The sequence below is a fragment of the Desulfuromonadales bacterium genome, from assembly GCA_035620395.1.
Taxonomy (GTDB): Bacteria; Desulfobacterota; Desulfuromonadia; order Desulfuromonadales; family DASPGW01; genus DASPGW01.
The window spans coordinates 1-20,347 of record DASPGW010000056.1 but is presented as its reverse complement, the minus strand read 5'-3'; the positions used below and the strand labels follow the sequence as shown (position 1 = coordinate 20,347).

The 20,347-nt window shown below is 63.1% G+C and carries 23 protein-coding genes; 16 read left to right on the top strand and 7 right to left on the bottom strand.

Going from position 1 to position 20,347, the window contains the following annotated elements; genetic code table 11:
- Positions 1 to 155: 155 nt before the first annotated feature.
- From VD811_03630 to VD811_03610, 5 genes are all read right to left on the bottom strand, one after another.
- On the bottom strand, positions 156 to 308 hold the full coding sequence (locus tag VD811_03630; protein HXV20069.1) for a hypothetical protein: 153 nt from the start codon (positions 306 to 308) through the stop codon (positions 156 to 158).
- A 182-nt stretch (positions 309 to 490) separates the two neighbouring features.
- On the bottom strand, positions 491 to 1,000 hold the full coding sequence (locus tag VD811_03625; GenBank protein ID HXV20068.1) for a hypothetical protein: 510 nt from the start codon (positions 998 to 1,000) through the stop codon (positions 491 to 493).
- A gap of 122 nt (positions 1,001 to 1,122) precedes the next feature.
- Complete coding sequence (locus VD811_03620) at positions 1,123 to 1,593, bottom strand: DUF362 domain-containing protein (protein ID HXV20067.1); 471 nt, start codon at positions 1,591 to 1,593, stop codon at positions 1,123 to 1,125.
- Entirely contained in the window at positions 1,587 to 1,778 is a 192-nt protein-coding gene (locus VD811_03615; protein HXV20066.1) for a hypothetical protein, read from the bottom strand. The genes VD811_03620 and VD811_03615 overlap by 7 nt, the downstream gene beginning before the upstream one ends.
- 49 nt (positions 1,779 to 1,827) lie before the next feature.
- Positions 1,828 to 2,034 carry a hypothetical protein gene (locus tag VD811_03610; protein HXV20065.1) on the bottom strand — a complete coding sequence of 69 codons (207 nt, stop codon included), beginning with the start codon at positions 2,032 to 2,034 and terminating at the stop codon, positions 1,828 to 1,830.
- 147 nt (positions 2,035 to 2,181) lie between these two features.
- Here VD811_03610 and VD811_03605 point away from each other — a divergent pair, with 147 nt between their 5' ends.
- Positions 2,182 to 2,376: a hypothetical protein gene (locus VD811_03605; protein ID HXV20064.1), complete on the top strand. Its 195-nt coding sequence runs from the start codon at positions 2,182 to 2,184 to the stop codon at positions 2,374 to 2,376.
- A 208-nt stretch (positions 2,377 to 2,584) separates the two neighbouring features.
- On the opposite strand, the gene pfkA is transcribed toward VD811_03605, so the two are convergent.
- Complete coding sequence (gene pfkA, locus VD811_03600; GenBank protein ID HXV20063.1) at positions 2,585 to 3,547, bottom strand: 6-phosphofructokinase; 963 nt, start codon at positions 3,545 to 3,547, stop codon at positions 2,585 to 2,587.
- Positions 3,548 to 3,734: 187 nt separating this feature from the next.
- Between pfkA and VD811_03595 the strand changes: the two genes are divergently transcribed.
- From VD811_03595 to VD811_03545, 11 genes are all read left to right on the top strand, one after another.
- Positions 3,735 to 3,965, top strand: a complete 231-nt coding sequence (locus VD811_03595) for a hypothetical protein (GenBank protein HXV20062.1) — start codon at positions 3,735 to 3,737, stop codon at positions 3,963 to 3,965.
- Positions 3,966 to 3,985: 20 nt separating this feature from the next.
- Positions 3,986 to 6,373 carry an endopeptidase La gene (lon, locus tag VD811_03590; GenBank protein ID HXV20061.1) on the top strand — a complete coding sequence of 796 codons (2,388 nt, stop codon included), beginning with the start codon at positions 3,986 to 3,988 and terminating at the stop codon, positions 6,371 to 6,373.
- 20 nt (positions 6,374 to 6,393) lie between these two features.
- Positions 6,394 to 7,170, top strand: a complete 777-nt coding sequence (locus VD811_03585; GenBank protein HXV20060.1) for an ABC transporter permease — start codon at positions 6,394 to 6,396, stop codon at positions 7,168 to 7,170.
- The gene (locus VD811_03580) at positions 7,167 to 7,916 is read left to right on the top strand and encodes an ATP-binding cassette domain-containing protein (protein ID HXV20059.1); all 750 of its coding nucleotides are present in this window, start codon (positions 7,167 to 7,169) and stop codon (positions 7,914 to 7,916) included. The genes VD811_03585 and VD811_03580 overlap by 4 nt, the downstream gene beginning before the upstream one ends.
- The gene (locus VD811_03575) at positions 7,913 to 8,893 is read left to right on the top strand and encodes an MlaD family protein (GenBank protein HXV20058.1); all 981 of its coding nucleotides are present in this window, start codon (positions 7,913 to 7,915) and stop codon (positions 8,891 to 8,893) included. Before VD811_03580 ends, VD811_03575 begins: the two co-directional genes overlap by 4 nt.
- A gap of 173 nt (positions 8,894 to 9,066) precedes the next feature.
- On the top strand, positions 9,067 to 10,560 hold the full coding sequence (locus VD811_03570) for a pitrilysin family protein (GenBank protein ID HXV20057.1): 1,494 nt from the start codon (positions 9,067 to 9,069) through the stop codon (positions 10,558 to 10,560).
- Positions 10,557 to 11,981 carry a pitrilysin family protein gene (locus VD811_03565; protein HXV20056.1) on the top strand — a complete coding sequence of 475 codons (1,425 nt, stop codon included), beginning with the start codon at positions 10,557 to 10,559 and terminating at the stop codon, positions 11,979 to 11,981. The genes VD811_03570 and VD811_03565 overlap by 4 nt, the downstream gene beginning before the upstream one ends.
- Before the next feature lie 70 nt (positions 11,982 to 12,051).
- On the top strand, positions 12,052 to 12,579 hold the full coding sequence (locus VD811_03560) for a YkgJ family cysteine cluster protein (protein ID HXV20055.1): 528 nt from the start codon (positions 12,052 to 12,054) through the stop codon (positions 12,577 to 12,579).
- Positions 12,580 to 12,673: 94 nt separating this feature from the next.
- Positions 12,674 to 13,072, top strand: a complete 399-nt coding sequence (locus VD811_03555; GenBank protein HXV20054.1) for a DUF948 domain-containing protein — start codon at positions 12,674 to 12,676, stop codon at positions 13,070 to 13,072.
- A gap of 5 nt (positions 13,073 to 13,077) precedes the next feature.
- On the top strand, positions 13,078 to 13,395 hold the full coding sequence (locus tag VD811_03550) for a YtxH domain-containing protein (protein HXV20053.1): 318 nt from the start codon (positions 13,078 to 13,080) through the stop codon (positions 13,393 to 13,395).
- A gap of 75 nt (positions 13,396 to 13,470) precedes the next feature.
- Complete coding sequence (locus VD811_03545; GenBank protein HXV20052.1) at positions 13,471 to 14,865, top strand: YihY/virulence factor BrkB family protein; 1,395 nt, start codon at positions 13,471 to 13,473, stop codon at positions 14,863 to 14,865.
- Here the strand turns inward: VD811_03545 and VD811_03540 are convergent.
- Positions 14,853 to 15,569: a UDP-2,3-diacylglucosamine diphosphatase gene (locus tag VD811_03540; GenBank protein ID HXV20051.1), complete on the bottom strand. Its 717-nt coding sequence runs from the start codon at positions 15,567 to 15,569 to the stop codon at positions 14,853 to 14,855. The genes VD811_03545 and VD811_03540 overlap by 13 nt on opposite strands.
- Before the next feature lie 141 nt (positions 15,570 to 15,710).
- Here VD811_03540 and sppA point away from each other — a divergent pair, with 141 nt between their 5' ends.
- The 4 genes from sppA (at position 15,711) to VD811_03520 (ending at position 20,269) form a co-directional block, all read left to right on the top strand.
- On the top strand, positions 15,711 to 16,655 hold the full coding sequence (gene sppA, locus VD811_03535; protein ID HXV20050.1) for a signal peptide peptidase SppA: 945 nt from the start codon (positions 15,711 to 15,713) through the stop codon (positions 16,653 to 16,655).
- A 217-nt stretch (positions 16,656 to 16,872) separates the two neighbouring features.
- Positions 16,873 to 17,691, top strand: coding sequence for a TIGR02266 family protein (locus VD811_03530; GenBank protein HXV20049.1), 819 nt, complete (start codon positions 16,873 to 16,875; stop codon positions 17,689 to 17,691).
- An 81-nt stretch (positions 17,692 to 17,772) separates the two neighbouring features.
- Positions 17,773 to 18,411 (top strand): S24 family peptidase, encoded by a 639-nt coding sequence (locus VD811_03525; GenBank protein HXV20048.1) that lies wholly within the window; start codon positions 17,773 to 17,775, stop codon positions 18,409 to 18,411.
- A gap of 163 nt (positions 18,412 to 18,574) precedes the next feature.
- Entirely contained in the window at positions 18,575 to 20,269 is a 1,695-nt protein-coding gene (locus tag VD811_03520) for a PAS domain S-box protein (GenBank protein ID HXV20047.1), read from the top strand.
- The last annotated feature ends 78 nt before the right edge of the window (positions 20,270 to 20,347 follow it).

Genomic DNA, 20,347 nt, shown 5'->3' with positions numbered 1-20,347 from the left:
TGGACCGAGGGGCAGCAGTTCTCGGGCGCCGAACTCACCGCCATGCTTGCCGCGGCGGGATTCGTCGACATCGCCGAGGTCGCGACGCTCGGCTACTGGGGCCTGGTCACCGGCAGGAAGCCCTGACCGGCGGGGTGCGCCTTCGCATCCCCTCGTCAGTCGCCGCTCGGCGCATCGAATTCATATCCGCAGGCCGGACACTTGACCCGCATCGTCTCGTCCCGCGGAGTCGTGGCGCAGGCCGCGAGGGAAACAACCAGCAGCAAAGCCGTCAGCAGAGATGTCAGCCTTCTCAGCAGTTCTCTCATGGTGTTCACCTCCTCCAAAGTCGGGATAGCCACTTAATTAATTATATGAAATCCCATAGAAATCCGCAATTTATCGAAAGCGGAAGGTGCCCCCGGCCCCGCCGCCACCTGTGCCTCTCCGAAAACAGACGGGCCGCCGGCAAAGCCGGCAGCCCGCAGCGCTCAGGCAACCGGAGTTGTCCTTAAGCGTGTTTCTCCTTCATCGAAGGGGACTTCCGCGCCTCTTCGCGGGCGTGCGGCCGGGTCATGTGCACGTAGGACCACGCCACCACCAGCCCGAAGATCAGGTGGTCCGCGATGGTGACCCAGGTGCGGGCCGCGACGAACCACGGGAAAAGTACGGCGAAGCCGTAGAAGTTGACGAGATAGAGCACCAGCCCCCCGCCGAGGCCGGCCAGCAGGGCCGGGCCGAGCTGCATCCGGCCAAGGAACGAGGCGAAGAGGCAGGCGTAGATGATGGACAGCACGAAGTGCACGCCCACCGCCGCCGCGACGATGCCGAGATCGAAGGTTTCCGGCGTCAGCACGCCCTCACCCATGATGATGGCTGCGATCATCCGGGGCAGTGCCCAGGGGCTGCCGCCCAGGACGAGGGGCACCAACACCAGAGCAAGGATCAGAAAGACTGCACCGGCAATGATCCCGGAGAGCGTCGCCGCTTTCCAATTGGGTTCTCCGACGATTCTTTCCATATATTAACCCCCGTTTCTGCTGATTGGTCCTTCCGGTTGCCTACCTATCATTTTACCGCTTCCGCCGCACCGGATACAAATAACCTCTGGAAAAAAGGGGGCTTCGCGCCCGGCGTCGGCTCTCAGAGACCGGTGAACTCCCGCACCCGCGCCATCAGTGCCGTGAAGGTCTCGTCCCCCGGGGCGACCCGCAGACGGATGCTCCCGGCCGGGGCACCCAGGCCGACCGCCAGGGCGTGGCGAATCTGCTTCTGCTCCCACGGGCTCTTGTCGGCGACCGCCGGCCAGCGGCCGAAGGACTTGATGATGCCGAGTCCGACCACGTCGGCGGCGACGGCGTCGCCGCTGGCGATGATCAGGCCGGTCGGGGCGGAAGGACCCTCCCAGGGACCTTCTTCAATCATGGCGACGGTGCCGTCGACGATGTGCAGGGCGGGGCGGAAGGCGAGGTTGAATTCGGCCACCAATTCCTCCCAGTGGTCCACATCGATCAGGTAGGGGCGCTGACGCAGGTGGGTGCAGCCGATGAAGTTCTTCAGGCAGATGGAGTAGCTGGCGGAACGGTGCGTCTTGATGACCGGCAGGTTCACCACCAGGTCGACCTTGAACAGCCATTCCGTGACCAGCGCCCGCTCCAGGTAGCGGGGTTCGGGAGGCCCGGCGCCGGCGCCTGGCGCTCCGGCCGGGCAAAGAACATTCCCCAGACCTTCCGTCGCCCCAGGGCCAGGAGGAAGACGAGCACAGCGAGCAGCACCAGGAGCCAGCGCCTTCTGATCATGGGGTCTCCCGCAAAAAAAACACCGGCCGGGCGGCCGGCCGGTGCGCCTCTAGCGATGATAATCGAAATGCGGCTTCTCAACCTCCTCGCAGCGGTCCAGCGGCCAGCTTTCCCGCTTGCCGTAGATATCGATCTCCACCGTCTCGTCGCTGCAGGCCACGGCTTTGCCGGCATGGTGGTTTTCCACGTTCTCCAGATACTTCTCCTCGCCGGCCGTAATGGCCCGGCAGATGGCTTCGAATGCGTTTCTGTTCATGATGTTCTCCTTTCTTCCCGGGCTGACTTCAGTATACCGCCGCAACCGCCCCCCTTGCATCTCTGCGCCCGTCTGCTAGAAGAATACTCAGGGCCGGAATGCTTCCCGGCCGCAGGTTGTCCTTCACATCGAAAGCGGAGGTGGCGTATGGCAGTTCAACGGATTTCGCCTCGGGAGGCGAGGCAGCGGGTGCAGCAGGGAGAGGCCCTGCTGGTCTGCGCTTACGACAGCATGGAGAAGTTCAGCCAGGTTCATCTGGAGGGCGCAATTTCCCTGGACGCCTTCAGGGCCAGGCTTTCGGAGCTCCCCAAGAACCGGGAGATCATCTTCTACTGTGCCTGACCGGAGGAGGCGACTTCCGCCAGTGTGGCGGAAACCTACCTGAAGCAGGGGTACGAGAAGACCAGGGCCCTCGGGGGCGGCGTGAACGCCTGGAGGGAGTCGGGTTACCCGGTGGAAGGATGAAGGCTGAAGGCTGAAGTATGAATAATGGCTGAATGAGGGATGAAGGATTTTGATGGCCTTCATCCCTCATCCTTCAGCCTTCAGTTTATGCCCCGAGCGTCCCGGCCAGCTTCAGAATCATCGGATCGATGGGACGACTGGGCTCCTGCACCACCCTCTCCAGTTCCGTCAATTCCATGCTGGTACAGCGGAGGCCGACCATTTTCCCCGTTTCTCCGCGCAGCAGCCCTTCCACCGCCGCCACCCCGAAGCGGGCGCCGAGCAAGCGGTCGAAGGTGGAGGGCGAGCCGCCGCGCTGGTAGTGGCCAAGGACCATGATGCGGGTCTCGAAGCCGACGCAGTCCTTGATCCGCTCGGCGATGGTCTGGGCGGTGGCGACCCCCTCGGCAACCATGATGATCGAGTTGTCGCGCCCCTCCTCGAAGCGGCGGCGCAGATTCCTGCAGATCTCTGCGAGGTCGTAGGGGACCTCGGGGACAATCGCGTATTCGGCGCCGCAGGCGACCGCCGAGGCGACTGCCAGATAGCCGCAGTTGCGTCCCATGGTTTCGACGACGAAGGTGCGGTCGTGCGAGGAGGCGGTGTCCTTGAGGCAGTCGACGGCATGGACGATGTTGTTCAGCGCCGTGTCGACGCCGAGGGCCATGTCGGTGAAGGGGATGTCGTTGTCGATGGAGGCGGGGATGGCGAGGGCTTGCACCCCCTGCCGGTGCAGGGCAAGGGCGCCGCGCAGCGAGCCGTCACCGCCGATCACGATCAGCCCCTCGACGCCGAGTCCCTTCAGGTGCTCGGCCGCCCGCCGCTGCCCTTCCTCGGTGAGCATCTCCTTGCAGCGCGCGCTCTGCAGGAAAGTGCCGCCGCGCTGCAGGATGTTGCTGACCGAGCGGGTGGTGAGAATCTCGTGCTGGCGATCGAGCAGGCCGCGATAGCCCTTGCGGACGCCCAATATCTCCAGCCCTGAGGCGAGACCGGCGCGCACTACCGCCCGCAGGGTGGCGTTCATTCCCGAACAGTCGCCGCCGCTGGTCAATACCGCGATGCGTTTCATTGTTTACCTCATTATCTATTTTGTCATTATCCTCGAAGGGCGCTGCTTGCCGTGCCCAATCCGCTTTGAGTAAACCACCCGCCACCGGCTTTGTCAAAGCCGGGGCCTGGCTTGACACCCCTTGGGCGATTGATATTCTTGACTAGGACGGTAAACCCCCTTTCTCCTGGCCGAAAAGGAAGACGCCATGAACGAAATCGCGCTGCAGGAACAGCTGGCGAGATTGCAGAATGAGCTGAAACTGGCGGGTGGAGAGGCGGACAAACGGCTGCTCGAACTGCGGGTGGAAGTGGACCGGCTGAAGATCGAACTGGCGGCGCTGAAAAATTTCCTGGCTGCGGCAAACCCCTCCTTTGCCGAACAATTTCCCCAGGTTCTGGCGCGCACCATCGAGGAAGTCAATCCCGAATTTGAGTGAAACCTGCACTGAGGCGGCGCATGTTCGAAAAGGCCCTTTCCATACCACCGGTCCTGGCCATCCATCCCATGCGGGAACAGGTGATGTTTCCCCACATGGTCTTTCCGCTCTTTGTCCAGGCGGCGGCGATGCCGATGGTCGACGAGGCGATGCGCGGCGAGCATCTGCTCGGACTGGTCGCCTGCTTCGGGGCCGGTGAAGCCTGTCGTCTCGAGGAGTTTTCCCGGATCGGTACGGTCTGCCGCATCAACCAGATCTTCCGTTTCCCGGAAGGGGGGTGCAAGGTGGTGGTGGAGGGCCTGGCGCGCATCCGGCTCCGCAGCTTCACCCAGGAAAGGCCATTCCATCTAGCCAGGGTCGAGGCGGTCGAAGAGCGCGAAAGCCGCGGACTGGTTTCCGAGGCGATGGTGCAGAGCGTCAACGCCCTGCTCAAGATCGCTCTCGCCTACGGCCGGCCGCTGCCCGGCGACGTCCTCAAGATGATCGACCAGATCGAGGAAGCCGGCCGGCTGGCCGACCTGGTGGCGGTCTACCTCAACCTGCCGCTCAAGGACCAGCAGCGGATCCTGGAAATTATCGACCCCCTCGAGCGGCTCAAGGAGGTTTACCTGCATCTGACCAGCGAGGTGCAGAAGCTCCAGGTGCGCGGGGAGGTGCAGTCCGAGGTGGCCAAGCGGCTCGGCAAGACGCAGAAGGAATACCTGCTGCGCGAGCAGATGCGGCAGATCCAGGAAGAACTCGGCGACGAAGACCCCCGCCAGGCCGAGCTCAACGAGTTCCGCAAGCGCATCGCCCAGGCGGGAATGCCGGAGAGTGTTCGCGCCGTGGCGGAGAAGGAGCTCGCCCGCCTGGAGCGGATCAATCCCGCCTCTCCCGAATATACGGTGGCGCGCACCTACCTCGAATATCTCTGCACCGTCCCCTGGAACCGGGGGACGGAGGATGCCCTCGACATCAACCGCGCCCAGCAGGTGCTGGACGAGGACCATTACAACCTCAGGGAGGTCAAGGAGCGCATCCTCGAGTACCTGGCGGTCCGCTCCCTGCGGGCGACGACCAAAGGTCCCATTCTCTGCTTCGTCGGGCCGCCCGGCGTGGGCAAGACCTCGCTGGGGCGGTCGATCGCCCGGGCGATGGGACGCAAATTCATCCGTATCTCGCTGGGGGGAATGAAGGACGAGGCGGAGATCCGCGGCCACCGGCGCACCTACATCGGCGCCCTGCCGGGGCGGATCATCCAGGAGATCTGCCGGGCGGAGGCCAACAACCCGGTCTTCATGCTCGACGAGGTCGACAAGATCGGCCAGGACTTTCGCGGCGACCCCTCCTCGGCCCTGCTGGAAGTTCTCGATCCCGAGCAGAACAACTCCTTTGCCGATCACTACCTGGATGTCCCTTTCGATCTCTCCAGGGTGATGTTCATCACCACGGCCAACATCATGGACCCCGTCCCGCACGCCCTCAAGGACCGCATGGAGGTCATCCCCCTGGCGGGCTACAGCGACGAGGAGAAACTGCAGATCGCCTTCAAGTACCTTGTTCCCAAGCAGCTCGAAGAGAGCGGTCTCGGCGACCACCCCCTGACTTTCGAAGAGGCCGCCGTGCGCAAGATTATCCAGGACTACACCCGCGAGGCGGGGGTGCGCAGCCTGGAACGGCAGGTCGCCTCGATCTGCCGCAAGGTCGCCAAGGAGATCACCCAGCGCAGCGAACGGGTTCGTCAGAAGATTCGCCCGGCCGATGTGGAGGAACTCCTCGGTCCCCGGCGTTTTTTCATTGATGTGGCGGCCGAAGAGGACCGCGTCGGCGTCGTCACCGGTCTCGCCTGGACCGAGTCGGGCGGCGACATCATCTTCGTCGAGGCGTCGCGCATGGCCGGCAAGAAGGAACTGCAGCTGACCGGCAGCCTCGGCGAGGTGATGCAGGAGTCGGCCAAGGCGGCTCTGACCTACGTTCGCGCCCATGCCGCCGAATTCGGCATCGATCCGGATTTCTTCGAGAAAAGCGATCTGCACATTCACGTCCCCTCCGGGGCGATCCCCAAGGATGGGCCTTCGGCCGGCATTACCATTGCCACCGCCCTTATTTCCCTGCTCAGCGGCTGCCCGGCCCGGCGTGACGTCGCCATGACCGGCGAGTTGACGCTGTCGGGGCGCATCTTGCCGATCGGCGGAGTCAAGGAGAAGGTGCTGGCGGCCCGCCGCGCCCGGGTGACGACCGTCCTGCTGCCCGAGCGCAACCGGGACAACCTCAAGGATATCGACGAGCACATCCAGAAAGAGATGACCATCGTCTTCGTCGACAGCATGCAGGAGGTGGTTGCCCGGACCTTGGTCGGCGGGCGCAACAGCCGTCCCCGGGAAAGCTTCGACTGTCCGCGGTCAGCCCAGCTGACTGCCCCTTCCTGATCGTCGTCGACGCCGCCGTCATGCCTCTGGCTGCCGTCGAAACCTCCGTCAAGCGCTTCCTGCTGGAAGCCGACCTCTACGCCCGCCTGGTTTTCAAGACCCTCGCCCGCGTGTTCAGCCATCCCTTCTACGGGCGCGAGACGATCTACCAGCTGCAGCGCATCGGCGTCGATTCCCTCTTCATCATTCTGCTCACCGGCATCTTCACCGGCATGGTCCTCGCCCTGCAGGGGGTGACCGTGCTGACCCGCTTCGGCGCCACCTCCTTTGTCGGCAGCATGCTCGGCCTCTCCATCGTCCGCGAGCTCGGGCCGGTGCTGGCGGCGCTGATGGTCGCCGGCCGGGTCGGCTCTTCGATCACCGCCGAGTTGGGGACGATGGCGGTCACCGAGCAGCTCGACGCCTATGCCGTCGAGGGGACCGACGTGGTGCGCAAGCTGGTGGTGCCGCGCTTTCTCGCCTGTCTGATCAGTCTGCCGCTGCTGACCGTCCTGGCCGATACCATCGCCCTGTTCGGCGGCTTTGTCATCGTCGGCACCATGACCGATCTCTATGCCGGCTTCTACTGGAATTCGGTGGTCGATTTCCTGGAGCTCCCGGATCTGGCCATGGGCCTGTGCAAGCCGCTCTTCTTCGGGTTGGTGATCGCCTCGATCGGCTGCCACGTGGGACTGCGCACCGTCGGCGGTGCCGAAGCGGTGGGAGTGGCCGCCAAGCGCTCGGTGGTGTTGGCCTCGATCTTCATTCTCGTCTCCGACTTTTTCCTGACCAAACTATTCCTGGTGTTTTTCCGATGATCAGACTCGAGGATGTCTATCTCGCAAAGGCGCACAAGGAAATCCTCACGGGGCTCACCCTGGAGGTTACGGCCGACGAGCGCCTGGTGATCCTGGGGGAGTCCGGGGTCGGCAAGAGCACCATCCTGAAGGTGATCCTGGGGTTGTGGAAACCGGACCGGGGGCGGGTCCTGCTGCACGGCAAGGACATCAACCGGCTGCCGGAGAGTGAACTGATCGAGCGGCGCAAGACGCTGGCGGTGGTCTTTCAGGGAGGGGCTCTGTTCGATTCCCTGACCGTGGGGGAGAACGTCGGCTACCGGTTGTTCGAGGCCGGGCGGCTGGCGCCGGCGGCCATCGAGGAAATTGTCCGCGAGAAGCTGGCGGAAGTGGGGCTGGAGGAGGCGATCGACCTCTACCCCTCCCAGCTCTCCGGCGGCATGCGCAAACGGGCGGCGATCGCCCGGGCGCTGGCGGCCGACCCGCAGCTCATCCTCTTTGACGAACCGACCGCCGGCCTCGATCCGGTGGCTTCCTGCCGAATCAACGAGCTTATCGTCCGCTGCCAGGATGAAGGAAAAGGGACGGTGGTCGTCACTCACGACCTGGAGTGCGCTTTCCGGGTGGGAGAACAACTGATGCTGCTCGACAACGGACGGATCGTCTTTCAGGGCGACCGCTCGGCCATGGAGAGTTCGGTCCTGCCGGCCGTCAGGCGCTTTCTCCATCCGGAACAGTACGTGAATGACAAAGGGAGGCAACCGTGAAACGGAGCAAGGATATCCGCTGGGCCGAAGTTCAGGTCGGCTTGCTGCTGGTAGTGAGCCTCGTTTTTCTGGCCATCGGCATCTTCCTGGTGGGTGAAAAGACGCGTCTGTTTACCCAGACGACCAAGGTTTCGGTACTGCTGCCGAATGTGCAGGGTCTCAAGGCCGGGGCGCCGGTCTGGCTTTCCGGGGTCGTCATCGGCACCGTGGCGGACATCGCCTTCAGCGAGCCGCTGCGTTCCGACCAGGTGACCGTGACCCTGGCCATCGACGCGCCCGCCGCCCGGCGCCTGGGGCCCGATGCCGTGGTGACGGTCAAGACCCGCGGGCTGGTCGGCGAGAAGTATATCGACATCACTCCCGGTACCCGGTTCGGGCTGTTGCCCGACGTGCCGCTGCAGGGAATCGCGCCGACCGGGCTCGACGAGGCGGTCCTCCAGGCCCATTCGGCTTTCCAGCGTCTCGACCGCCTGATCGAAACCTTTGAGGGGGGGGATGGCTCGCTGAGCCGGCTGGTCAACGATCCGGCCCTCTACGACAATCTGGTGCACCTGACCGAGCGGCTGCAAAAGGTGCTGACCTCCATGACCGAAGGGGATGGGAGCCTGGCGAAAATCATCACCGATCCGCAGCTTTACCAGAAGATGGTCGATTTCTCCGCGCAGGGGGAGAGTGCCGCCCGCAAGATGGAGCAGTTCGTGACCTCCATGCAGGATCCCGGCGGCACCCTCGCCCGCCTGGCCCACGACCCGGCCCTTTACGACGAGAGCCTCGAGACGGTGCGCCAGGCCCGGCTTTCACTGGTGGAAGTCGATGCCCTGCTGCGGGCGATCCGCGAAGGGAAGGGGACCGCCGGCAAGCTGATCAGCGAGGCCGAGCTGCACGACCAGTTGGCCCGGACGCTGGAAAACCTCGACGCTCTGGTGCAGGACATGAAGAAGAACCCGGGTCGCTACGTGAATTTTTCGCTGTTCTGACCGCGGGTGCGGTCCGATGTAGGGGCAGGCCTTGTGCCTGCCCTGGTTTTATGGTTTTCACGACAGGCGGGCACCCACGAGGGGTGCCCCTACTGGACCAATCAGTCATTCCGGTATATAGTGTCGCCTTTCCATGCATCCTTCTGCTCACCTGAAACAAGGAGTCTGACCATATGCACCTGACGTTTCTGCGGCGGCTCGGCACCGCCCTGCCGCTTCTTCTCCTCGGCGCGACGATCGCCTTCGCCCAGCCCCTGGAAGAGAAGGTCCGCGAGCATACCTTCGCCAACGGCCTCAAGCTGCTCGTCGTCGAGCGCCACGAATCGCCGACCTTTGCCGCCTATATCACCATTGGGGTCGGCTCGGTCCATGAGACCAGCCAGCAGCGGGGCGTGGCCCATCTGCTCGAGCACATGCTGTTCAAGGGGACCAGAACCCTGGGGACCACCGATTACGCCCGGGAGAAGCCGCTGCTTGAGGAGATCGAGAAGGTCGGCTCGGTTCTCGATGCGCTGAAGCATCTTCCGGAAGCCGATCCGCAGAAGGTGGCCGAGCTCAGGGAGCGCCTGGCCAAGCTGCAGCAGGAGCACCAGCAGTTCGTGGTCAAGGACGAGTTCTCGCGCATCTACGCCGAAAACGGCGGGGTCGGCTACAACGCCTTCACCAGCAAGGACCTTACCACCTACCTGATTTCGCTTCCCGCCAACAAGCTCGAGCTGTGGGCCGCCATCGAGGCGGACCGGATGCAGAACGCAGTGCTGCGCGAGTTTTACACCGAGCGGGAGGTCGTGCGCGAGGAGCGGCGCCGCTCCTACGAGAGCAGCCCCGACGGCATGCTCTACGAGAATCTCATCGCCGCCGCCTTCACCGTCCATCCCTACCGGCATCCGGTGATCGGCTGGGACTCCGACATCAGCAACCTCTCGCTGGCCGAGACCCGCGACTTTCTGCATCGCTACTACGCCCCGGCCAACACCGTCATCGCCCTGGTCGGCGACATCGACACCACCGCCGCCATCCGGATGGTCGAGCGCTACTTCGGCCCGATCCCGCCGGGGATGCCGGTGCCGTCGGTCACCGCCGTGGAACCTCCCCAGCGGGGTGAGAAGCGCCTGCATATCCAGTTCGACGCCCAGCCCCAGCTCGCTGTCGCTTTCCACAAGCCGACCCTGCCCACGCGCGACGATTACGTCTTCGATCTGATCGACCTGATCCTCGCCAACGGTCGAACCTCCCGTCTCTACCGTTCCCTGGTGCTGGAGAAGGAACTGGCCACCGCCGTCGGCGCCTACGGCGCGCCCGGGTCCCGCTACCCCAACCTCTTCGTGATCTCGGCTGTGCCGCGCCATCCGCACACCACCCGCGAGGTGGAGGCGGCCATCTACGCCGAGCTCGAGCGCCTGGCGAAAGAGCCGGTATCGGCCGAGGAACTCGAGCAGGCCCGCAACCGGCTGCGCGTCGACCGGCTGCGCATGCTGCAGGGGAACGACGGGCTGTCGCGGATGCTGACCTACTACCAGACGGTGGCCGGCGACTGGCGTTATCTGGTCACCTATGACCGGGAGGTGGCGACCATTACCGCCGAAGAAGTGATGGCCGCGGCCCGCACCTGGTTCACCCCCGCCAACCGGGTGGTGGCGACCCTCGGCAAGGGAGGAGAGCAATGATGCGCTGCCGGAACATCCTGCTTCCCCTTTTTCTCCTGGCCCTGCTGCTGCCCGGCTGCGCGCCTTCCCTGCGGGAGGTGCGCCCCGACCGACTCGCCTTCCCGCCGCTGGTTTTCCATGTGCCGCAGGTGGAAACGGTCGAACTGCCCAACGGTATCCGCCTCTATCTCAAGGAGGATCGCGAACTCCCGCTGGTGCAGGTAACCGCCATGCTGGACGCCGGCTCGATCGGCGATCCCGCGGATAAAACCGGCCTGGGCGGCCTGTTCGCCGCCGCGCTGCGGACCGGAGGGGCAGGCGACACCACCCCCGATGCGCTCGACCGGACCCTGGAGCGGCTGGCCGCCGACCTCAGCGTCGTGACCGATATTTACGCCACCACCTTCGATCTCTCGCTGCAGGCGGGCGACCTGGAGGCGGGGATGGGCATCCTGGCCGACCTGTTGCGCCGGCCCGCCTTTGCTCCGGAACGGCTGGAACTGGCCCGCAAGCAGGCGATCGAAGGGATCCGCCGGCAGAACGACGAGCCGGAGGCGATCGCCTCCCGGGCGCTTTCCCGGGCCATTTACGGCGACCATCCCCTCGGCCGGACACCGACGGTGGCGACGGTATCCGCCATCCGGCGCGACGACCTGATCGATTTCCATCGCCGCTATTTCCATCCCAACAACCTTTGGCTGGCGATTTCCGGCGATTTCGACCGGACGGCGCTGCTCGCGCTCATCGAGCGGACGCTGGGCGACTGGCCGCGGGCCGCTTTCACCCCGCAGGCCGTCCCAGCCGTTACCGCCTCCCCGGCGCCGATGGTGCTGGTGGGACAGAAGGATGTTCCGCAGACCACGGTCCTGATCGGCGAACTTGGCATCGACAAGTCGGCTCCCGATCTGCATGCGGTGCGGGTGATGAACTTCATTCTCGGTGGCGGCGGCTTCAATTCGCGGCTGATGCGGGAGGTCCGTTCCAATCGCGGCCTGGCCTATTCGGTCTATTCCTATTTCCAGGTCGGACGGCGCCTGCCCGGACCGTTCATTGCCGGCTGCGAGACCAAGAGCGCCTCGACCATCGAAGTAGTCCGGCTGCTGCGCCGGCTGATGGCGGAGATGCGGGAGGAGCCGGTTTCGGCCGGGGAGCTCGCCCTGGCGCGGGAGAGCCTGGTCAATTCCTTCGTCTTCGGTTTCACCGACAGCCATGAGGTGGTCAGCCAGCTCCTGCGGCTCGATTTCTACGGCTATCCTGCCGGATACCTGGAGACCTACCGCGACCGGGTCGCGGCGGTGACGGCCGAGGATGTACTGGCCGCCGCCCGTAACCGGCTGCACCCCGACCGGCAGCCGGTGATCCTGGTAGGGGAGGTGAGCGCCTTCGATGCCGCCCCGGCCGATCTCGGCCTGCCGGTGACGCCGATTCCCACCGAGGATTAGGGTCGGCTTGACCAGTCGGACGGCCGCGGTTATGCTGCCGAGGACAGCTTTGCCGGCAACGGAGGAAAAGATGGAAAGTCTCCACAACTATCGCACCCTGGTCGAGCGGGTCGATGCCCTGGGCCAGCGCATCGAGGCGGAATTTCGTGCCCGGATTTCCTGCCGGCGGGGTTGTGATGCCTGCTGCCGGCACCTGAGTCTCTTCTGGGTGGAAGGAGTGGCCCTGGCGCAGGCACTGGATGACCTGCCCGAGTCGGCAGCCGAACATATCCGCGAATTAGCCCGCCGGGCCACTGCCGACGGCCCCTGCCCGCTGCTGGAAGCAGGTGCTTGTCTGCTGTACGCGGCGCGGCCGATCATCTGCCGGACGCACGGCCTGCCGCTCCTGGCCGGCGAGGGGGAGGCGCGGCGGATCGACTACTGCCCCGAGAATTTCCGCAACATCGACACCTTGCCCGCAGGCGCGGTGATCGACCTGGATCGTCTCAACACCACGCTGGCTGCCATCAACGCCCTGTTCGTCTCGGAAGCGTTTCATGGACAGCTTCCCGACCGGGAGCGGCTCACCATCGCCGAGGCGTTGCTGCTCGAACTCTGATAAACGATTCATATCATTGCAAACGGGCGGGAATATGCTGTAATTGATGCAGAACTGCAGTTATCTTCCTAACTGTTCAAGAAAGGGTTGTTCTATGCCGATGCAGATTGACATTGTAGCGCTGTTCGCTGCCATCTTGCTGCTTATCGTCGTCATCTATCTGGTGCCGATGCTGATCCAGGTCCGCAACGCTGCTCAGCGTTGCGACGAATTCCTTCGCGAAGCCCAGCGCGACCTGCTGCCGATGCTGCGGGAATTGCGGGAGACTACAGAACACCTCAACCGCGCCGCGGGCAAGGTGGAGGAGGGAATGGGCAAGGCCGCTTTTCTCGCCGATTCGCTTGAGCAGGTGGGCGAGTCGATCCACAGCGTCAACAGCTTTCTGCGCCACGATGTCGGACGGTATGCCGGCAACCTGGCTAGCCTCTGGCTGGGTATGCGCTCGGCCAGCAAGGTTTTTCTCAAACAATTGGTCAAAGAAAAAGGGAGGTGACAGAGATGGCAGAAGACTACAAATGTTGCAATAGCGGTTCCGTTTTCCTTGCTTTCGTGATGGGCGCTGCCATCGGCGGCGGTCTGGCGCTGCTTACGGCCCCCCGTTCGGGTGAAGAAACCCGCAACAAGGTCCGTGGCATGGCCGACGATGTGCGCCGGCGGATCAAGGACATCGCCGAAGAGGCCGAAGCCAGGATCAAGGAGACCATCGAAGAGGGCCGGGAAGTCCTTCAGGAGAAGGCGGATATCGTCAAGTCGGCGGTCGAGGCCGGCAAGGAAGCGATGGAGGCGGAACGCGCCAAGCACCAGAAACCGGCCTGAAAATCCTCGCGCGGAAAAGCCCACCTCGCGTGGGCTTTTTCATGCCCGGAACAGGAAAAAAACGGGGAAAGAAGGATGCCTGACTGGCGTAGCAAACTGAAGCGGATATGGGTGTTTCTCAGCCGCGGTATCTGGGAGATTGACGCCCATGAACTGACCCGCTGGCGACTGTTTCTGCTGCGCCAGGCGCAGATCGCCTCCCTGGTGGCGCGGGACTTCTTCGCCGACCACTGCATGCTGCGGGCCTCGGCCCTGACCTACTCCACCCTCCTCTCCATCGTACCGCTGCTGGCGCTGATGTTCGCCCTGCTCAAGGGGCTGGGGGTGCATAATATCCTCGAGCCGCTCATCCTCGAGCGCCTCGCCATCGGCTCCGAACAGATCATCACCGCCATCATCCGCTACATCGACAATACCAATGTCGGTCAGCTGGGGGCCGTCGGAATAGTTTTCCTGATCGTCTCGGTGCTGACTCTGCTCTCCAATATCGAGGAAAGTTTCAATTATATCTGGGGGGTCAAGGAGACCCGCAGCCTCCTGCGCCGCTTTGCCGACTATTTTTCGGTGGTCACCATTGGCCCGATTTTTCTGATCGCGGCCATCTCCATGACGACCACCATCGAAAACCAGGCCTTCGTCAAGGCACTTCTCGACATGGCCTTCGTCGGTGAGGTCATTTTCCTCCTCTTCAAGGTGCTCCCCTTCGTGGTGATGTGGGCCGCCTTCACCGGCCTCTACATCTTCATGCCCAACACCCGGGTGAATTTTCGCGCCGCCCTGGTCGGAGGGATTTTCGGCGGCACCCTCTGGCAATTGGCACAATGGTTTTACGTCAACTTTCAGGTCGGCGTCTCCAAGTACAACGCCATCTACGGCACCCTGGCGGCGCTGCCGATCTTCATGGTCTGGATCTACGTCTCCTGGCTGATCGCGCTGCTCGGGCTGGAGATCACCTACGCCTGCCAGAACCTGCGCACCCTGCGCCGTGAAATTCGCGGCCGCGAGGTCAACTTCGCGAGCCGCGAGCTGGTCGCCCTGACCGTTCTGCTGGTGACGGCCGAAACCTTCTACCGGGGCGAGAAGCCCTGGGAGCTGGAGCGGATCTCCGCCGCGCTGGAACTGCCGCCGCGCCTGGCCCGCAGCGTACTGGAAGAGCTGCTGCGGCTCGGCCTGCTCTCCGAGGTCCAGGAAGGCGAGGGGAGAGAGCCGGCCTATCAGCCCGGGCGTGCCCCGGAAACCCTGCAGATCCACGAAATAATCGAGTCTCTCCGGGCCGATGGCATCAACTACACCGAATTGCGCAAGACGCCGGAGCGGGAGGTGATTCGCGAGGTGGAGAAGAAGATCAGGGAGGCGGGGCGGCAGAGCCTGGAAGGGATGACCCTGGCCGAACTGGTGCACAGGATGGTGAGAAAAAGAGAACGGCTGAAAAAACCGCTGGCAGCCGAAACCCTGGATCAGGATCGATAGGTGCGGAGCTCGAACCGGCCGTCCTCGCAGACGGCGTAGGAGAATTGATCGATCCAGTCGCCGAGGGCGACCAGCGTCTTGCCGCCCGTCTCCTGCCGCAGCGGGTGATGGAAATGTCCCGTCACCACCGCCTCGTACCCTGCGGCAAAGAGCCCCTCCGCGTGGGCAGTGAGCATCGCTTCCGGCTGCCAGCGGGTCTTCCTGGCCGAGTGTCCCTTGCGGCTCTGCCGGCCGGCCCAGCGGGCGATGCTCCAGGTCCAGTCGGGAGGCACCACCTGCATCAGCCAGCGCAGCGGCCGGCTGCGCAGCGTCCGTCGCAGCAGCCGGTAACCGCGGTCAGCGGGGTTGACCAGGTCGCCATGGCCGATGAAGACCCGGCGGCCGTCGATTTTCACCTCCCCGCCATCCGGCAGGACCCGGCAGCCAAGTCCCTCTTCGAAGTACGGGCCGAGGTGGAAGTCATGATTCCCTTCGACGCAGACGATTTCCGTCCCTCCCTCGCGCAGGCGCCGCAGCGCTTCCAGCAGGGGTACGTAAGGGGCGAAGACGACATGCCGGTAGCCGACCCAGAATTCGAACACGTCCCCCAGCAGGTAGAGAGTCCGGGTTTGGCCGCGCAGTCCGTCGAGAAAGGCGAGCAGCCGCCGGTAATTTTCGTCGGCGGGGTCGAGCAGGTGGGCATCGGCGATGAAGACGTCTCTCATGGTCGGCAACTATACGATTCGCCTGGCGTAAATGTCAAGGATGCGGCGGCCGGCTTTCCCAACGGCTATACTCGATGCAACCGAAAAATATCGCCATTCACCAGCATCCCCCTTCAGCGTTATTGCGAACCGGAGGCAAACATGCGCGTGCTGCTCAGCATCCTGTCGATCCTCATCCTCGCCGGCTGTGCCTTCGTCAAGGTCAATGTCGCCGCCGAGCCGGGGAAATTAACGGAGCAGGTGGTGGAGGGGAAGGGGCGGGCGAAGATCGCCGTGGTCGACATCACCGGCATCATCTCCCTCGCCCCCTTCGGCTTCGACCGCTTCAGCAAACGCCCCCCGCTGGTGCCGCGGCTCAAGGAAGAACTGGAGCGCATCATCAAGGACGACAAAGTGGTCGGAGTGGTGGTGCGCATCGACAGCCCGGGCGGTTCGGTGACGGCTAGCGATATCCTCTACCACGAACTGCGGCGGGTGCGCGAGAAGAGGAAGATCCCGGTGGTCGCCTGTATCATGGACAAGGGATTTTCCGGCGGCTTCTACGCGGCGCTGGCGGCCGACGAGATCATGGCGCATCCGACCTCGGTGCTCGGCGGGGTGGGGGTGATCTCTTTCAAGCTCACCGTTGCTGAACTGCTCGAGAAGTGGGGTGTCGAGATCAGCACGGTGCGCAGCGGCCCGCTCAAGGATTTCTGGTCGCCACTGCGGCAGAGCCGTCCGGAAGAAACCGCTCTCATGCAGGCGATCACCGACCGCCTGCACGGACGTTTCATGAGCCTGCTCACCGAGAGCCGTCGTCTCTCTCCCGAAGCGCAGAAGGCGGTGGCTACCGGGCGCATCTTCGACGCCGGCGAGGCCATGGAGATCGGCCTGATCGACCGCATCGGCTACCTGGAGGATGCCGTGTCGCGCACCCGCGAGCTGGCCGGGGTAACCGACGCCCGGGTCATCCTTTATCGAAGCGAGGGAGCCTTTGCCGGCAACATCTACACCACCGCCCCGTATCTGCCGCTCAAATTCGGCGCCCTGGAGAGCGGCGTGGAGGAACTGTTCAGCCCCGGATTCCGTTACCAGTATCTGCCTTGAAGGGGGTGTTCGCCCTTCCCGCACACTTTTCCGTAACAGCCGGCCGCCCTGCTTAAGGGCAAAATATCGACAAAATATTTCCATGTAATATTTATTCACGAAAGTTGGTATAAAAAAGCCCTTTTTTCTGTTGAAAAATCTCTTTGAAATGTTAATGTATTTCCAAGGGTGCCTGTCAATCGCTGTTCTCACCGAAAAAGCAACGCAGGGAGAGGGAATGCAAGACTTTGAGATGAGGGAAATGGGAGCGGCTCGAGCCTCTTCGGAGACCGACAAGGAGATGAGCCGGACGGGGGCAACGAGGGGGGCTCGAGACGGTGACGGCTGGCGGAAAATCCTGCTGGCTGAGGATATTGACCTTTTCCTGCATCTGGAGGAGGCCTTTTTTACCCGCGAGGCGGTCGACCTGCTGGTCGCCCGGACGGGTCGGAAAGCCTTGGAGATGGCGGCCGCCGAGCGTCCGGATCTGGTGCTGCTGGGTCTGGATTTGCCGGAAATGAAGGGGGACGAATGCTGCCGCCGGCTCAAGGAAAGCACGGCGCTGCGGCAGATTCCCGTGATACTGGTGGCGCCCAATGATCAACCCGCGACCTTGAAGCGTTGTCTGCAGGCCGGCTGCGACGATGTGGTGACGAAACCGATCAACCGCCACCTGCTCTTGCAGATTGCCGGCCGCTTCCTCAATATCGTTGCGCGTACCCCTCCCAGAGCCAGCGCCCGTCTGCGGGTCCATTATGGCACCGGCACGCAGAAGCTGCTGGTCGATTACTCGGTCAACCTGAGCACCGGCGGGGTCTTCATCGAGTCCAGGGAGCTCCTGCCGGCGGAGACGCCGCTCAGTCTCGAGTTCTGCCTTCCGGAGGGCAAACAGCCGATCCGCTGCCGTGGCCGGGTCGCCTGGGTCAATACTGCCGACCGACCCGTCAGTACCGGGCTGCCGCCAGGAATGGGGGTGCAGTTCCTTGATCTGCGCCTCGACGACCTGCACACCTTGCGTGAATTCATCAAGAAAGAATGTCTGCATCCCTCCTGGTAGCCGCCCGGTGCAGCTCCTGTCGGGTGCCGGGTGCTCCGGCCATGTCAGCCGGCGCAGAGAGTATTTATCGTGGGAAAATGAATGGAAAAATCGAATGTTTCAATGGGCGAGCGCATCCGTCAGGTGCGTCAATCCCACGGCCTCACCCAGAAGGCCTTCGCCGACTCATTGGGAATCGCCCAGGGATTTCTGAGCAGTATCGAACGGGGCAATAAAGTCCCTTCGGCTACCCTCCTGATCGCCATGACGCATCGGTATAGGATAGAGGAGCGGTGGCTTTCCTCAGGGGACGGGGAGTCAGGTGCCGGGACCTTGCCCGGCATGAACCTTTCACCGGAACCTTCTGCCGGAAAGACGCCACTGCTCAGACGAATTTCACCGGACCTCCCTCATCGGCTGGATCCGGCCGACATCGTTGGCTACCTCTCCTTGCCCGACAGTTCTCCCGACTGCTTTGCCCTTGTGGCCTACGGTGACTTCATGGCCCCCACCATCCAGGACAATGATCTGGTTCTTTTCAGACTGGGCGGGAATGCCAGAAACGGGGAAGTCGTCCTGGTGAACAGTAAATGGGGCGACATCATCCTGCGCCGTTACCGGATCAAGGACGATGGCGAATGGTTTGCCCCCGACAACAGCGCGTATTCCCCCTTTCAACCGGCCTCGAATACCCAAATGATCGGCGTCGTCACCGCCGTCTGGAGGAAGATGAAATTGTGAAGGGGCCAGGGCGAACGGAAGAAATGATGGTTCCGAAGATTCATGTCTACCAGCATGCGCCCATGAAACGCAGTCCTGTTTGGTGCTAGAATAAAGCGGGTGGAAACGGTTCTTCGCTGCAGAGAAAATGGAATGACCCGATCGAAACAGGACGGTCAGGAAAATGTTGGGTGAGAACATTTCCAGCAATGCAAAAAAGGCTGCCATCAAGGTCGCTGCGATCTATGCCTTTGCGGCCGGGCTGTGGATTCAATTCTCCGATCGCTTCCTCTTGTGGTATTTCGACGACCCTGCCAGTCTGACCCGCATGCAGACCGCCAAGGGGTGGGTTTTTGTTTTAATCACGGCACTGCTGCTCGCCTGGTTGGTTCGGCATACCACCAGGGAAGCGTATCTTGGGCGAGAGTTGTTCGATGAGGTCATTTCCAATATCCCCATCTACGTTTTCTGGAAAGACAGAGAGGGCCGGTACCTCGGGTGCAACCAGAGATTTGCCAGCGTGGCCGGGGTCGGAAGCAAGGAAAACATTGTCGGCAAGACCGACTATGACCTCACCTGGCGAAGGGAGGAGGTGGAATCGCGCCGACGATATGACCGCGTGGTCATGGAAAAAAGGGTGCCGCTGCTCGATGTCGAGGAGACCCAGCTTCAGCCGGACGGCAAGGAGGCCGTATTTTTGACGAGCCGGGTCCCCCTGGCGAACGAGTGGGGCGAGGTGGCAGGTGTGCTCGCCATTTGTGCCGACATTACCCAGCGCAAGCGCGCAGAAAAGGAGCTGCGGGAGAGCCGGGACCGGGCGCAGGCAATCCTGCTGGCCTCCCTCGATGCCATCGTGGAGATGGACGAGAAGGGCATCATCACCGGCTGGAATCCCCAGGCCGAGGAGATGTTCGGCTGGCCGGTCGAAGAGGCCGTGGGCAAACGGCTATCCGAGACCATCATCCCCCCTCCCATACGCGAGGCGCACGAGAAGGGGCTGAAGCACTTTTTGCAGACGGGCGAAGGCCCGATTCTGAACCGGCGCATCGAGGTCATGGCCCGGCATCGGGACGGCCATGAATTCCCCGTTCAACTTGCGGTCACGCCCATCCTGCTGCGCGGTACCCATACCTTCACCGCTTTCATCGAGGACATCTCCGAGCGCAGGAAGGCTGAGGAGGCCTTGCGGGAAAGCGATCGGATGAAGACCGAATTCGTCACCGCGGTAGCCCAGGAATTCAGTGCCCCCCTGACCTCGACGCAGGAATTTTGCCAGCTGTTGATGACCCGGGAAGATCTTTCTTCCGCTGAGCAACGGGAGTTTGTCAGCTCAATTTGCCAAAGGTCTGTCGGCTTGGCGAAGATCGTGGCAGATATTCTCGATATCGCCCATATCGAGGCGGGGCATGACCTCTCGCTGGACCTGACTCCGTGTACGGTGAAGGAAATTTTCAGCCAGGCGAAGCCTTTCCTGGCAACCTGGAGCACCCGGCATCGGCTGGACATCACCCTTGCCGAAGAGGGAACCCTGCTGAATGTCGACAAGGCCAAGATGGGTCAGATACTGGAGAACATCATCAGCAACGCCATCAAATATTCCCCCGAAGGGAGGCTGGTCCGGATTCGGGGCGACCGGGTGTCGCAGGGTTACCGGATTTCCGTCGCTGATGAGGGCATCGGCATGACGGAGGAACAAGCCGCCAAGGTGTTCGAGAAATTCTACCGGGCCGACGCGCCCCGGACGGCTGGCGGCGGTGTCGGCCTGGGGATGAGCATCGTCAAGCACATCGTCGAGGCCTTCGGCGGGGAAATTCGCGTGGAGAGCGCCTTGGGCCGGGGAACGACGGTGAGCGTCACCCTGCCCGTGGCCGCCCCCTAGTCCACAAAAAAGTGGAATTGTCGCGGTCTCGAAACATACACCAGTAGCCGGACAAAAAAGCCTCCCTCGAAAGGGAGG

What these genes read in the sequence shown, in the direction of transcription:
- VD811_03630 (HXV20069.1), bottom strand. Translation starts at nt 308, where the DNA reads ATGAGAGAACTGCTGAGAAGGCTGACATCTCTGCTGACGGCTTTGCTG.
- VD811_03625 (HXV20068.1), bottom strand. Translation starts at nt 1,000, where the DNA reads ATGGAAAGAATCGTCGGAGAACCCAATTGGAAAGCGGCGACGCTCTCC.
- VD811_03615 (HXV20066.1), bottom strand. Translation starts at nt 1,778, where the DNA reads ATGATCAGAAGGCGCTGGCTCCTGGTGCTGCTCGCTGTGCTCGTCTTC.
- VD811_03610 (HXV20065.1), bottom strand. Translation starts at nt 2,034, where the DNA reads ATGAACAGAAACGCATTCGAAGCCATCTGCCGGGCCATTACGGCCGGC.
- VD811_03605 (HXV20064.1), top strand. Translation starts at nt 2,182, where the DNA reads ATGGCAGTTCAACGGATTTCGCCTCGGGAGGCGAGGCAGCGGGTGCAG.
- pfkA (HXV20063.1), bottom strand. Translation starts at nt 3,547, where the DNA reads ATGAAACGCATCGCGGTATTGACCAGCGGCGGCGACTGTTCGGGAATG.
- VD811_03595 (HXV20062.1), top strand. Translation starts at nt 3,735, where the DNA reads ATGAACGAAATCGCGCTGCAGGAACAGCTGGCGAGATTGCAGAATGAG.
- lon (HXV20061.1), top strand. Translation starts at nt 3,986, where the DNA reads ATGTTCGAAAAGGCCCTTTCCATACCACCGGTCCTGGCCATCCATCCC.
- VD811_03585 (HXV20060.1), top strand. Translation starts at nt 6,394, where the DNA reads ATGCCTCTGGCTGCCGTCGAAACCTCCGTCAAGCGCTTCCTGCTGGAA.
- VD811_03580 (HXV20059.1), top strand. Translation starts at nt 7,167, where the DNA reads ATGATCAGACTCGAGGATGTCTATCTCGCAAAGGCGCACAAGGAAATC.
- VD811_03570 (HXV20057.1), top strand. Translation starts at nt 9,067, where the DNA reads ATGCACCTGACGTTTCTGCGGCGGCTCGGCACCGCCCTGCCGCTTCTT.
- VD811_03565 (HXV20056.1), top strand. Translation starts at nt 10,557, where the DNA reads ATGATGCGCTGCCGGAACATCCTGCTTCCCCTTTTTCTCCTGGCCCTG.
- VD811_03560 (HXV20055.1), top strand. Translation starts at nt 12,052, where the DNA reads ATGGAAAGTCTCCACAACTATCGCACCCTGGTCGAGCGGGTCGATGCC.
- VD811_03555 (HXV20054.1), top strand. Translation starts at nt 12,674, where the DNA reads ATGCCGATGCAGATTGACATTGTAGCGCTGTTCGCTGCCATCTTGCTG.
- VD811_03550 (HXV20053.1), top strand. Translation starts at nt 13,078, where the DNA reads ATGGCAGAAGACTACAAATGTTGCAATAGCGGTTCCGTTTTCCTTGCT.
- VD811_03545 (HXV20052.1), top strand. Translation starts at nt 13,471, where the DNA reads ATGCCTGACTGGCGTAGCAAACTGAAGCGGATATGGGTGTTTCTCAGC.
- VD811_03540 (HXV20051.1), bottom strand. Translation starts at nt 15,569, where the DNA reads ATGAGAGACGTCTTCATCGCCGATGCCCACCTGCTCGACCCCGCCGAC.
- sppA (HXV20050.1), top strand. Translation starts at nt 15,711, where the DNA reads ATGCGCGTGCTGCTCAGCATCCTGTCGATCCTCATCCTCGCCGGCTGT.
- VD811_03530 (HXV20049.1), top strand. Translation starts at nt 16,873, where the DNA reads ATGCAAGACTTTGAGATGAGGGAAATGGGAGCGGCTCGAGCCTCTTCG.
- VD811_03525 (HXV20048.1), top strand. Translation starts at nt 17,773, where the DNA reads ATGGAAAAATCGAATGTTTCAATGGGCGAGCGCATCCGTCAGGTGCGT.
- VD811_03520 (HXV20047.1), top strand. Translation starts at nt 18,575, where the DNA reads ATGTTGGGTGAGAACATTTCCAGCAATGCAAAAAAGGCTGCCATCAAG.